Genomic DNA, 12734 nt, shown 5'->3' on the forward strand with positions numbered 1-12734 from the left:
GCCAGCCTTGGAGAACATCATGGCAGCATCAAGCCAATCGACAAGCAACAAAAAATTTCTCTTGCTCGGTTCGGGCATTGTGCTGGCAATCGCTGTTTATACCGGCGGCTGGTTCTATGCCGCATCGGCCTTGCGTGAAACGGTCTTGAAAACCATCAGCCCGGCCGGTGGCAAGGAAATCACCGGCGAATGCGTGGACATGGATTTCCGCGGTTATCCATTCCGCATCGGTCTGTTCTGCTCCAAGGTGAATGTCGATGACAGCACCAACGGCATTTCTGCTTCGTTCGGCTCGCTGCGGTCGGCAGCGCAGGTCTACGCCCCCAATCACATCGTCATGGAACTAGACTCCCCGGCGGAAATCCGCACGGCCCACGGCCTGTCGATCAATGCCGCATGGGAAAACCTGCAATCCAGCCTGATTGCCAAGTTGAAGGGTGTTGATCGTACCTCAACCGTTATCGACGGGTTGAAGGCCACAGCGGTCTCTTCCGTCAGCGGCCAGACAATCAACTTTAATGCTGGGCACACGGAAATTCACCTGCGACAAAACAATGCCGATCTTGATGCCGCCATTTCCATGACCGATTCGGCAACCGTGATTGAAGGCTGGCCGCAAGTGCTGCCGCGCCTTTCCACCAATCTGGACGTCACGCTTGTCGGCAAGGCCGGTATGATTGATGGCAGCGACGAAGCGGGGCTTTATGGCGCAACCGGCGAACTCCGTCAGGCCGTTGCAGATATCGGCGAAGGCCGCACCATGACGCTGACTGGCCCGTTTTCTTTCGATGAAAGCGGTTATCTCTCGGGCAAGTTCAAGCTGGAAGTGCAGCAGCTCGGTGAATGGGGCAACAGCGCCAAGGAAGTGTTTCCGCAGCTGGCACCGACCATAGACAGCGCCACTAAGCTACTGCGTGCGCTTGCAGGCGGCAGCCAGCGTGTATCGGTCGATCTCGTAGTGGATCGCGGTCGCGCGACCGTAAGTGGCTTTATTCCTCTGGGAAATATACCGCCGATCTGAACCAGCGGCATCATTTTTCCACTTACTTCTTGTCGAGGATATGCCGGCCGAAATCCGGCGTATCCACATCCTGCCCCGCCTGAACGATAGAACGGCGGATGGCACGTGTGCGGGTAAACAGCTCAAACAGCTTGTCGCCCTCACCCCAGCGAATGGCGCGCTGCAAATAGGCCAGATCTTCAGAAAACCTTGACAGCATTTCAAGGATGGCATCCTTGTTGTGCAGGCAGATATCCCGCCACATGGTTGGGTCGGACGCGGCAAGACGCGTAAAGTCACGGAAACCCGATGCGGAATATTTGATGACTTCCGATTCCGTCACTGTCTCCAGATCGTCGGCCGTACCAACAATATTGTAGGCGATGATGTGCGGAAGATGCGAAACGATAGCCAGCACTTTATCATGGTGCTCGGGCGTCATTTCATCGACCATAGAGCCGAGTGTCTTCCAGAAGGTCTTCAACTTTTCCAGCGCCTGCGGATCGGTGCCTTCAAGCGGCGTGAAGATGCACCAGCGGCTGCGGAACAGTCCCGCGAAACCAGCATCTGGGCCGGACTTTTCGGTACCGGCCAGCGGGTGGCCAGGAATGAAATGAACCCCCTGTGGCATATGCGGCTGCATCTGCGCGATAACTGATGCCTTGGTCGAGCCCACGTCGGTAACAATCGCACCGGGTTTCAGATGCGACGCAATCTCGATCGCCACGCGTTCGGAAGCACCAACAGGCACCGACACGATCACCAGATCGGCATTCTTGACGGCCTCGGCCGCCGAAATTGTATAATGCGTGCCGAGTTGCAGTTCTTCCGCACGCTTCAGCGTCTCGGCACTGCGGGTCGACACCACAACATCGTTGGCGATGGACAGTTCCTTGATATCGCGTGCGATGGACGAACCGATAAGACCGATACCGATTAGGGCAATTCTCTCGAAATGAACATCGCTCATGCGCTGCGTCCCATAAATTCTCTCAGGGCGGATATTACGCCAAGATTGGCCTCTTCCGATCCCACGGTCATGCGCAGCGCATTGGGGAAGCCATAGCCGCGCACAGCGCGCAGGATGAAGCCGCGGCTGGTCAGAAATTCATCGGCATCCGTTGCCCGTTTGCCGTCAACGTCAGGGAAATGTACCAGAACGAAGTTGGTGACGGATGGAGTGACAGTCAGGCCAAGGTCGGTAAACTCCTGCGCCAGACGCTCCAGCCAGATCTTGTTGTGGGCGACGGCCTTTTCAACAAAAGCCTGGTCACGAATGGCAGCGGCACCGGCAGCGAGCGCAGGTGCGCTCATATTGAACGGACCGCGCACGCGATTTACGGCATCAACAACGTCAACCGGTGCATACATCCAGCCAACACGAAGTGCAGCAAGACCGTAAACCTTGGAGAAGGTGCGGGTCATCACCACGTTGCGGTTGGACGACACCAGTTCAAGCCCGGCCTCATAATCATTGCGGCGAACATACTCGGCATAGGCCGCATCAAGAACCAGCAACACATGTCTTGGCAGGCTCGCCTGCAGCCGACGAATTTCCGCAACGGGAACATAGGTGCCGGTCGGATTGCCGGGATTGGCGATGAACACCATTTTTGTCTTTGGTGTAACAGCTGCCAATATTGCATCGACATCAACCGTGCAGTCACGCTCTTTCACGGTCACCGGCGTTGCGCCAGCACCCATGATCTGAATGCGATACACGAGGAAACCGTGCTCGGTGATGATCGCTTCATCTCCAGCGCCGAGATACACATGGCACAGCAGACCCAGCAGCTCATCGGAACCATTGCCACACAGAATGTTGGCAAAGTTCAAACCATGAATGTCAGCAATCGACTGCCGCAGAACGGTGGCCTGACCGTCCGGATAGATTTCAAGATGGCTGGCGGCCGTGCCAAAAGCTTCAATCGCTTTGGGGCTTGGGCCAAGCGGCGTTTCGTTTGACGAAAGCTTGTACACCTTGGCGACACCCGGCGCATGTTCCTTACCCGGAACATAAGCGGCAATGTCCAGAATGCCCGGACGTGGAACGGGTTGGCTCAGCTCTTCATGCATGGAAACGACCTTTAGAAAAACGCCTGCTCAAACGGCATGGTGAATACCGGAAATTACAGCACCCAATCTGCGATTGCTCCCATCGCAGTTAGGAACGCCATAACCTGTTGAATGCCGATTGCTCCTAGACCGGAACGCAGGATTTGTCGAGGGTTAGGCCGTGTTGACTGGTCGTGTTTGGGCCGTTGCCTGGAAGGAAATGACGCAAGCCTCAGCAGCACGACCGAACGTCGCGCCGATATCCACTCATTTTCGCGACACAAACCTGGAGATTTTCACCGAGCTCAGCGCCGTTTTGTCTCGCTCGACCGCGTGCGGGTGGTCGGTATTCCCTGCGGCGCCAGCACCGGCACGAATACGCGGCGGGAGGCGCGCTGTGAAACCGGCAGGCCCTGATAAAGGCGCTTCTGCGCTTCCACGATAATCACGCCGGAAAACACCGGCCACAGCTTGCGGCCAATAGTTTCAAAATAGCGCCGCAGCTTGAGAATGAATTTGAGCTTCGACGGCGGAAACAGCAGCGCTTCCGTCGACACACCCGGCGTGAAGTTTGCCTCGCGCAGCAAAGTCGTCAGCTGCCCGCGTGAATAGGGTCTGCCCGAGCCGAACGGTGTGTGCTCCATACGCGCCCAGACGCCACGACGATTGGGAACAACGATCACCAGCCGTCCACCGGGGGCCAGCACACGCCAAAGCTCGGTCAGCGTTTCACGCGGATTTTCGGCAAACTCCAGCGAATGCACCAACAACACACGATCAATCGACGCGTCCGGTAGCGGCAATTCTTCGTCAAACACCAAAGCAGTGGAAGACAGCTCTCCGGCTGGCCAATTCACCGCGCCCTGCCCGGCAGGCATGAAAGCAAAGGTCCGCTCGGTATCGGCACGAAAACGATCGAGATAGGGCACAGCGTAACCCAGCCCCAGCAGGCGTTCCTCCGGCAGCGGCGGCCACATGGTGGAAAGCGCCATCACGATGGATTGCTCAGCCAGCCTTCCCAGTGTGGAATGATAAAATTCGCGCAGATCGACAATATCGGTGTTCATAGTCAGAATGTAGCAGCAGCCGGTTGGACTTCAAGGACAATGCACTTACATGAGAGAACGCACAACCGTAAGCCAAGGAGGAAGCCTGCCATGAAACCTTTGGAAATAGAAACCTTCCTGTGCCGCAGTGATAATTTCGGAGTGTTGTTGCACGACCCGGTATCAGGTGAGACGGCTTCCATCGATGCGCCGGAGGAGCAGCCGATCATCGAGGCGGCAAAGCGCCGTGGCTGGACGCTCACGCATATTTTCACCACACATCACCACCACGACCATGTCGATGCCAATCTGGCGCTGAAAGAAAAGTTTGGCTGCACCATTCTTGGGCCTCACGGCGAAGCAGTTGCGATTCCCGGCCTGGACAAAACAGTGATGGATGGCGACGAGTTCGAATTTGCCGGACGCACCATCAAGGTGATCGAAACACCCGGCCACACCGCGGGCCATGTTTGTTATTACATCCCCGACGACGGCTTGCTCTTTGCCGCCGATACTTTGTTTGCGATGGGGTGTGGCCGCCTTTTTGAGCGCCCAGCAGCCGATATGTGGCACTCCTTCCAGAAACTGATGGCCCTGCCGGATGAAACCAAAGTTTATTTCGGTCACGAATATACCGTTTCCAATGCCCGTTTCGCCGTGACCGTCGACCTTGAAAACCCGGCACTGAAAACGCGTGCCGCCGAAGTATCCGCCCTGCGAGACGCCGGAAAATTTACGATTCCCACAACGATCGGCCTTGAAAAACAGACCAATCCCTACATGCGTGTTGGCGATGCGGCGATACGCCAACACCTGGGCATGATCGATGCCAGTGATGAGGACGTATTTGCAGAAATCCGCACGCGGAAGGATAATTTTTGATGACAGCGCAGGCCATCATCAGGGAGCTTGAATTGCAACGCCATCCGGAAGGTGGCTGGTATCGCCAGACCTTTCGCGACACGCAGGGCAGCCAGCGCGGCCACTCAACGGCCATTTATTATCTGCTGGAAGCCGGTGAACGCTCTCACTGGCACCGGGTGACCGATGCGGTGGAGGTCTGGCACCATTATGCCGGCGCACCGCTGAAATTGCATGTTTCGGAAAATGGCACGGATAGCACCACCATCAATCTCGGCCCAGACGTTCTGGCGGGCGAGCGGCCGCAGGGGCTTGTTCCGGCGGGCTGGTGGCAATCGGCAGAAACAACGGGAGAGTTTACCCTCGTTGGCTGCACGGTGTCGCCGGGCTTCGAGTTTTCAAGCTTTGAAATGGCTGCACCGGACTGGCAGCCTGAAAGCGCCTGAGCGCCGTCAGGTCAAACCATCAGCCGCCATATTTGGTCGCCGTTATGTAAACGGGGCCAACCTTGGTTGGAATGCGTGCGTAGACCGGAGCGTAGAGATCCATGTTCTCGGCCTTGGCAAACCAGACTTCCATGGAAATGGATTTCAGGTACTCGATATCGGCGCGTCCCTCACGAAAGCCTGATTTCGGCACATAACGAAGGGTGCAAACGATAGCATCACCACTAAAACCGGTCGTCGAAAACGGCCGTGTGCCCTTCGAACTCAACACCAGATCCATGCGTGATTCACCGTCATAGATCGGCAGACGGCTGGGGCATACACGGCCACCGGCCGGAATGATCAGACCGGAAATCGGATCGAGAACAGAGCGCAGGTCTCTGTCACGCACCTCAACCCAATTTTTGGGTTTGGTCTTCGGTTCAGGTCGCACAACCGTCGCTGTCACGTTGCCGTTGCGATAACGCACCTCATATGTCCGCGTGCGTTTGCCATCCTTGTAAACCAGCGTGTACTGGTTTGCGAGCATACGGTTGCCACGCTTGATGCCGGATACCGTGGTACGACCGGAAATGTCCTTGATGACGCTGGCTATGCCGGCGGCGTTGAACGACCCGGTGATCGAATAATTGCCATCGGTCATCTTGGTCGAGAACGAAGCCTTGGCAATCGGCAGAATTCCAAGGTTAATGCTGTACTCGCTTTTGTGATATGTATCGGCAGCCTGCGACACGCCAAATGACGCCAGCAAGAAAGCAGTGGCCTGTAGATATTTCCGTCCGATGGCTATCATTCTCGCCTACCTTTGGCCCCGCAACCGTTTCGGACTGCATCATATAGCTGCACTTGTGGCAATAAAATAGCAGTGAATGGCGGGAAAACTCGGAAATTCCGCCTCAAAGCCAATGAGCGGCTTGACTGCGCCGCCCCACCTGACTATAGAACCGCAACTTTCCAATCATGGCCAATTGGATTGCCTTCCGGTTTTTGCCGGGAAGCTGGTTCAAAAGGCAAACACAAGAATAGGTGTACCCATGTCCCGTGTATGCGAATTGACCGGCAAGGGCGTCCAGACAGGCAACAACGTCAGCCACGCCAACAACAAGACCAAGCGCCGCTTTTTGCCAAACCTCTGCAGCGTTACGCTGATTTCTGATGCTCTTGGCCAGCGTTTCAGCCTGCGCGTATCCGCTGCAGCGCTGCGTACGGTTGAACACCGTGGCGGTCTCGACGCTTTCCTTCTCAAGGCAAGCGAAAACGAACTGAGCATGCGCGCTCGTCTGCTGCGTCGCCAGATCGCAAAGAAGACTGCTGAAGCAGCCTGATCTGCCCAAGCAAGAAATGCAAAGGCTTGATGGGCGCCGCTCATCAAGCCTTTTTTATTGAATAAACATTGTTATCCCTCCAACTGGTGGCATCACCCAGGATAAAAAAATGCCCTACCTGCGTTACACATTTATCTATGTCGTCCTTATGACGCTCGTCGTCGTGGCTTCGAACATCCTCGTTCAGTACCCGCTTAGCGGCACGCTGTACGGTATCGCCCTTGGCGATCTCCTGACGTGGGGTGCATTCACTTATCCCATCGCTTTCCTGATTACCGACCTCACCAACCGCCAGTTCGGACCATCTATCGCCCGTCGTGTGGTGTTTGCCGGTTTTGTCGTTGGTGTCAGCCTATCATTCTGGACATCCATCCCACGCATCGCCGTGGCATCTGGCACTGCCTATCTGATTGGCCAGCTTCTGGACATCTCGGTATTCAACCGTCTGCGCCGCCAGAGCTGGTGGCAGGCACCGCTGGCAGGTTCGATTGCTGGCTCCGTGCTCGACACCGCGCTGTTCTTCTCGATATCCTTTGCACCGGCATTCGCCTTCATTGGCCCCAACGATGCCTTTGCAATCGAGAATGCTCCAATCTTCGGTGTCATGGCAGCAGAGGCTCCACGGTGGATCTCCTGGGCACTGGGTGACCTCAGCGTCAAGGTCCTAGTCGGCTTGGTCATGTTGCTGCCCTACGGCGCACTGATGACTACGCTGAAGCCAATGCCACCTGCAAAGACTGCATAACCCCATAAAAACAAAGCCCGCTTCTGCGGGCTTTATTCATTCAGGCGAAACTCCAGCATCATATTGCGCTGAAGAAATGAGTGGTTGTCATCAGACAACAGAATGATGTGCGTGGCACCATCTGGCCCAGCAATCACATCCATACCTTCCATATTGTCGATTTGGCTTTCCATGCCAGCCTCAAAGATCACAGGACCATCGAGAACTGCGCCCGGCTTGATAGTCGCAGCTGGAATGCGGCGAATACGAACACCCACACCTTCGGCAAGGTTGAAGCGGCGTTCCAGTAATAGAAGATCACCATCAGGCAAAAACGCACTGTCTGTCACATCAAATGAAGGATGGCGCGAAACGGTAAAAGCGCCCTTCAGCGGACCTTCCAGAATGGCACCGAGAAGATTGCCATCCTCATCGATACTCTTTTCAGCCACCACGACCAACGCCCCTTGCAGGGGAGAATTTGCGGGTGAAAGGCCAAGTGCTTCCATACCGCCATTGGCACGCAATTCCCCCGATGGAATAAGATGCGGAATACGTTTGACAGGCCGCGACGTGGCAAAGCCTGGATCAGGATACACATCAATCCGGTGACGCTGCTCGTAGCTGACGATCACCTGCCCATCCCTCAGAACCAGCCCTTCGGCATCCATTTCCATCTTGCGATGTGGTTCGCGCCCTGCGGCATCCAGCATCGGTGTTATTTTAACGCCGGTGACACTGACAAGCTTTCCATTAGTATCGCGCTGGATTTGCCCCGTCAGCCAGTGGCCAGTATCGAGAACCGCAACAAAATTTCGACCATCGGGACGGAAACGTATACTGGACATGGCGCCGAACAGTGGCTCGCGCGAACTGAGCACTAGTCCGCCGACAAATTCGAGCTTTCCGAAACGGGTTTCCTTGCCGCTGACCTTGAAGCCCTGCAACACCCGCGCACTGACAGGCGCGTCAATACTGTTTGCAGCAAAAACCGGCAGCGGCATGAACAATGCGACACCGGCGACCAGCGTCGCCAGGACGCCAGTGAGAGATGCCGTATTTTTTGTCTTGCTGTCGGTATATTGCGTGCGCTGCTTATCCCGCACGGCGCGCTCGTCCGGAAGCCTTTGTCGTGCCCTGCTCCTCAAACAGAGAGGCAAGCTGTTCCGTCATCGCACCAGCGAGTTCATCCGCATCCACGATCGTCACCGCGCGGCGGTAATAACGTGTCACATCGTGACCGATACCAATAGCCAGCAACTCGACCGGCGACCGTGTCTCAATCTGCTCGATAACAGCGCGCAGATGCCGCTCGAGATAATTGCCCGGATTGACCGACAGTGTGGAATCGTCGACCGGCGCACCATCGGAAATCATCATCATGATCTTGCGCTGCTCAGGACGGCCGATCAGACGGTTATGCGCCCACATCAGCGCTTCGCCATCGATGTTTTCCTTCAGCAGGCCTTCACGCATCATCAGACCGAGATTGCGGCGTGAACGCCGCCATGGCGCATCAGCGCTCTTGTAGATGATGTGACGCAGATCGTTGAGACGACCCGGCGACGCAGGTTTGCCATTGGCAAGCCATTGCTCGCGCGACTGGCCGCCCTTCCACGCCTTGGTGGTGAAACCGAGGATTTCGACCTTGACGCCTGAACGTTCCAGCGTCCGTGCCAGAATGTCGGCGCAAGTCGCAGCAACCGTAATCGGACGACCCCGCATCGAACCGGAATTATCGATGACAAGCGATACGACCGTGTCCCGGAACTTGGTGTCGCGTTCCTTTTTGAAGGACAATGGTTGCATCGGATCAATGATCAGACGCACCAGCCTTGCAGGGTCGAGATAACCTTCTTCGAGATCAAAATCCCAGGAGCGATTCTGCTGCGCCATCAGACGGCGCTGCAAGCGGTTTGCGAGACGTCCGACAGCACCCTGCAAATGGGCAAGCTGTTTGTCGAGGAATGCGCGCAGCCGATCCAGTTCAGCCTCTTCGCACAGTTCTTCGGCATGAATTTCTTCATCGAATTCCTGCGTGAAGATACGGTAGTCGACCTTCTCGTTAAAATCGTCAAACGGGCTATTGGGGCGACGGGTTTCACCCGGCGTTTCGGAGTCTTCATCGAGATCGTCGGACATTTCGTCCTCCGACATCTCGGCGCCATCCATCTCGCCTTCTTCCATTTCTTCCTGCGAGGCTTCACTGTCCTCGGCAGGGGCTGCATCAGAACCGGCTTCTTCTTCTACCTGCTCTTCTTCTGTCTCGTTGCTGCGTGGCTGATCTTCATCGCTCTGCGCTTCCTGATCATCGGCCTCATTATCAACGTCGCCAAGATCTTCCGCCATCTGCATCGAGGTCAGCATATGACGCACGAGCTTTGCGAAAGCCTTCTGATCGTGAATGGCCGAACCAAGATTATCGAGATCGACAGAGGCCTTTTCTTCGATGAAAGGACGCCACAGATCCAGAACCTTGCCCGCACTTGCCGGCGGTTTTTCACCGGTCAGACGTTCGCGCACCAGCAAGGCCACAGCCTCGGCAATGGGTGCGTCATCCTGTTTCTCAATCGTCGAGAAATTGGCTTTGGAATATTTCTCTGTATTCATGCTGCGAATGTTGGAGGCAACACCCGGCATGCGCAGCGAACCGATGGATTCGACACGCGCCTGTTCCACAGCATCAAAAATGACGCGCGCATCTGCACCCTGCGGTGCGAGATTTGCGTGAATATCATTGTCGTGACAGGCCAGTCGCAACGCCATGGAATCGCCAAGACCACGCGTGATGGCAATTTCCTGTGCCGTCGGCTTTTTGGAGATTTCCGGAAGACGCATACGCTCGCCTGCAAGACCCGGACGCTCATTGGCGAACACGACCTCAACCTGCGCACTGCCAGCAACGGACCGCACACTGCCGGCAATGGCATTGCGCAACGGCTCCGTATCGATCACCGTACCGCTTTTCGCTCTGGAATTATCGCCACGCATTGCCATGCTATTACCCATTCACCTGAGAAGCCCCGCCCCTCGCACGCCGTGACGGCAAAACCGTCACACAGTTTTACGTGGCATGCCATAAGGGGCGTAATGCATTCTCATCCCTTGATAATCCGAATGTTAGATCACCCCTCAAAGAGGGGTGGTCTCACGCGGAGAGAACGATGTTTGCTGCACTTTCTTTCAGCTCAACGCCAAAGGCGCGCTGATAAAGTTCGGCAACCAAAGTGCGCTCAAGTTCGTCGCACTTGTTAAGGAACGTCACGCGGAAAGCAAAGGCGACATCGCCAAAGATTTCAGCATTTTCTCCCCAGGTAATCACAGTACGAGGGCTCATGACGGTCGAAAGGTCGCCATTGACGAAGGACGAACGCGTGAGATCGGCCAGACGCACCATCTTGGAAGCGGTTTCGCGGCCTTCCTTGGTGTTCAGCTTCTTCACCTTGGCAACAACGATATCAACTTCCTTGTCATGCGGCAGGTAGTTCAGCGTCGTGACGATAGACCAGCGGTCCATCTGTGCCTGGTTGATCTGCTGCGTGCCATGGTAAAGACCGGTGGTATCACCAAGGCCAACCGTGTTGGCGGTTGCGAAAATGCGGAATGCAGGATGAGGACGGATAACGCGGCTCTGGTCGAGCAGCGTCAGGCGACCGGAAGATTCCAGGACGCGTTGAATAACGAACATCACGTCGGGACGACCAGCATCGTATTCATCGAACACAAGCGCAACATTGTGCTGGTAAGCCCACGGCAGAATGCCGTCCTTGAATTCGGTGACCTGCTTGCCGTCCTTCAGAACGATGGCGTCCTTGCCGACGAGGTCGATACGGCTGACATGGCTGTCGAGGTTGATACGAACGCATGGCCAGTTCAGGCGCGCAGCAACCTGCTCGATATGGGTGGACTTACCCGTGCCGTGGAAACCGGACACCATGACACGTCGGTTGTGAGCAAAACCCGCAAGAATTGCCAGCGTCGTCTCGCGGTCAAAAAGGTAATCCGGGTCCAGATCCGGTACATAGGCATCGCCCTGGCTATAGGCAGGCACGACCAGATCGGTATCAATACCAAAAACATCCCGAACAGAAACGGTTGTGTCCGGCAGGTTGGAAATATCAAGATCAATTTTGCTCATCACGTCTCCAAGGCGGGTAGCAAGCACCCAACCACATATCATCAGGCAATTATCAAGCGAGTTTAAGGTTCGCAGACCCTAACAGAAACCAGACTGCTTTAACAATTGATACGCTTGAATAACAGTCCGAAAACGCTCTTCCGAACCGCGATCGCCACCATTAGCATCAGGATGATGCTTTTTGACAAGTTCCTTGTAGCGGCGCTTGATTTCGTCCTGGGTTGCACTGGCTGCCAAGCCAAGCGTATCAAAAGCCTGGGCTTCCAGTGTTTTCAACTTGCGGTTCTGCTGGAACCGTTGTCCGCCGCTACGCGCGCCACCGGAGCCGGTAAAACCAAACGGGTCGCGAATACGTGCATTTGCGCCGGCAGCGCCTGATTTCAGCGTGGAATGCAAAGGGCTATCGCGGGCGGTCTTGTTGACCCCAACCGTCCAGGTCGGACGGTGACCGGTGATCGCCTCTTTCTGGTAACGCGCAATATCGCTATCAGACAGGCCAGAGAAGTAGTTATAACCCTTGTTATACTCCTTCACATGCTCGAAACAGAACATGAAGAATTGCCCCTCGGCGTTGCGGCCGACGGGTGCACGATGGGCACCAGGGCGCTCGCAGCCATCCCATTGACAGGTAGGAGCTTGAACCTCCTGCTGACTGTCCTTTTTCCGGCGCGTGCGGATGCGATCAAAGTATTTCGAATCCAGTTTCATGATAGCCTGATTATGGGGTACGCAAAGGTACACAACAAGAATTGACAAACAGGAATGTTGCTGGCTTTTAAAGAGCCCCTTTTAGAATGGAATGAGACGATGTCACTGACCGCCCGCATAGAAAAAAAACTGAACGACGCTTTCGCACCGCAACGCCTTGCCGTCATCAACGAGAGCGGTAAACACGCAGGCCACCAGCCAGGAATGACCGGGGATGGGGAAACCCATATGCGTATCCAGATAGTGTCAGAAAGCTTTTCCGGCAAGTCTCGCATCGACCGCCACCGGGCAATTAATGCCCTGTTGCAGCCTGAACTGGACGAAGGTTTGCATGCTCTCGCCATCGAAGCTGCGGCACCGGGAGAACCCACCCGCTTTTAATATATGTGGCCGTCAATCTGAGCAGCAGCAGGATTGGCATCGTAAGACAC

General features: G+C 55.6%; 14 protein-coding genes. 6 read left to right on the forward strand and 8 right to left on the reverse strand.

Annotated elements, in window-relative coordinates; genetic code table 11:
• The first annotated feature begins 19 nt into the window (after positions 1–19).
• A complete protein-coding gene (locus ACZ5FM_RS14930) occupies positions 20–1021 on the forward strand; it encodes a DUF2125 domain-containing protein (protein ID WP_192491535.1) in 1002 nt (333 codons plus the stop codon).
• Positions 1022–1043: 22 nt separating this feature from the next.
• Here the strand turns inward: ACZ5FM_RS14930 and ACZ5FM_RS14935 are convergent, their stop codons facing one another.
• The 3 genes from ACZ5FM_RS14935 to ACZ5FM_RS14945 all read right to left on the reverse strand — a co-directional run bounded on the left by ACZ5FM_RS14935 (position 1044) and on the right by ACZ5FM_RS14945 (position 4122).
• Positions 1044–1970 (reverse strand): prephenate/arogenate dehydrogenase family protein, encoded by a 927-nt coding sequence (locus ACZ5FM_RS14935; RefSeq protein ID WP_250985529.1) that lies wholly within the window; start codon positions 1968–1970, stop codon positions 1044–1046.
• Positions 1967–3076, reverse strand: a complete 1110-nt coding sequence (gene hisC / locus ACZ5FM_RS14940) for a histidinol-phosphate transaminase (protein WP_464039115.1) — start codon at positions 3074–3076, stop codon at positions 1967–1969. Before hisC ends, ACZ5FM_RS14935 begins: the two co-directional genes overlap by 4 nt.
• A gap of 284 nt (positions 3077–3360) precedes the next feature.
• Complete coding sequence (locus ACZ5FM_RS14945) at positions 3361–4122, reverse strand: class I SAM-dependent methyltransferase (RefSeq protein ID WP_250985527.1); 762 nt, start codon at positions 4120–4122, stop codon at positions 3361–3363.
• A gap of 90 nt (positions 4123–4212) precedes the next feature.
• Between ACZ5FM_RS14945 and gloB the strand changes: the two genes are divergently transcribed.
• The gene (gene gloB, locus ACZ5FM_RS14950) at positions 4213–4983 is read left to right on the forward strand and encodes a hydroxyacylglutathione hydrolase (RefSeq protein ID WP_464039116.1); all 771 of its coding nucleotides are present in this window, start codon (positions 4213–4215) and stop codon (positions 4981–4983) included.
• Positions 4983–5408 (forward strand): cupin domain-containing protein, encoded by a 426-nt coding sequence (locus ACZ5FM_RS14955; RefSeq protein WP_250985525.1) that lies wholly within the window; start codon positions 4983–4985, stop codon positions 5406–5408. Before gloB ends, ACZ5FM_RS14955 begins: the two co-directional genes overlap by 1 nt.
• Positions 5409–5427: 19 nt before the next feature.
• Here the strand turns inward: ACZ5FM_RS14955 and ACZ5FM_RS14960 are convergent, their stop codons facing one another.
• Positions 5428–6201: a DUF3108 domain-containing protein gene (locus tag ACZ5FM_RS14960; RefSeq protein ID WP_259149493.1), complete on the reverse strand. Its 774-nt coding sequence runs from the start codon at positions 6199–6201 to the stop codon at positions 5428–5430.
• 241 nt (positions 6202–6442) lie between these two features.
• On the opposite strand from ACZ5FM_RS14960, the gene rpmB reads away from it, so the two are divergent.
• Together rpmB and ACZ5FM_RS14970 are read left to right on the forward strand one after the other, a co-directional pair.
• Complete coding sequence (gene rpmB / locus ACZ5FM_RS14965) at positions 6443–6733, forward strand: 50S ribosomal protein L28 (protein ID WP_192491542.1); 291 nt, start codon at positions 6443–6445, stop codon at positions 6731–6733.
• A gap of 109 nt (positions 6734–6842) precedes the next feature.
• Positions 6843–7478 carry a VUT family protein gene (locus ACZ5FM_RS14970; RefSeq protein WP_250985523.1) on the forward strand — a complete coding sequence of 212 codons (636 nt, stop codon included), beginning with the start codon at positions 6843–6845 and terminating at the stop codon, positions 7476–7478.
• A gap of 32 nt (positions 7479–7510) precedes the next feature.
• Here the strand turns inward: ACZ5FM_RS14970 and ACZ5FM_RS14975 are convergent, their stop codons facing one another.
• The 4 genes from ACZ5FM_RS14975 to ACZ5FM_RS14990 all read right to left on the reverse strand — a co-directional run bounded on the left by ACZ5FM_RS14975 (position 7511) and on the right by ACZ5FM_RS14990 (position 12303).
• Positions 7511–8563 carry an esterase-like activity of phytase family protein gene (locus ACZ5FM_RS14975; RefSeq protein WP_464039118.1) on the reverse strand — a complete coding sequence of 351 codons (1053 nt, stop codon included), beginning with the start codon at positions 8561–8563 and terminating at the stop codon, positions 7511–7513.
• Positions 8553–10454 carry a cobaltochelatase subunit CobT gene (gene cobT, locus ACZ5FM_RS14980; RefSeq protein WP_259149494.1) on the reverse strand — a complete coding sequence of 634 codons (1902 nt, stop codon included), beginning with the start codon at positions 10452–10454 and terminating at the stop codon, positions 8553–8555. Before cobT ends, ACZ5FM_RS14975 begins: the two co-directional genes overlap by 11 nt.
• A gap of 151 nt (positions 10455–10605) precedes the next feature.
• The gene (cobS, locus tag ACZ5FM_RS14985; protein ID WP_192491545.1) at positions 10606–11595 is read right to left on the reverse strand and encodes a cobaltochelatase subunit CobS; all 990 of its coding nucleotides are present in this window, start codon (positions 11593–11595) and stop codon (positions 10606–10608) included.
• Positions 11596–11673: 78 nt separating this feature from the next.
• Entirely contained in the window at positions 11674–12303 is a 630-nt protein-coding gene (locus ACZ5FM_RS14990) for a J domain-containing protein (protein WP_192491546.1), read from the reverse strand.
• A 99-nt stretch (positions 12304–12402) separates the two neighbouring features.
• Here ACZ5FM_RS14990 and ACZ5FM_RS14995 point away from each other — a divergent pair, with 99 nt between their 5' ends.
• Positions 12403–12684, forward strand: a complete 282-nt coding sequence (locus ACZ5FM_RS14995; RefSeq protein WP_192491573.1) for a BolA family protein — start codon at positions 12403–12405, stop codon at positions 12682–12684.
• The last annotated feature ends 50 nt before the right edge of the window (positions 12685–12734 follow it).

The organism is Agrobacterium sp. 5Ca50, assembly GCF_055381905.1.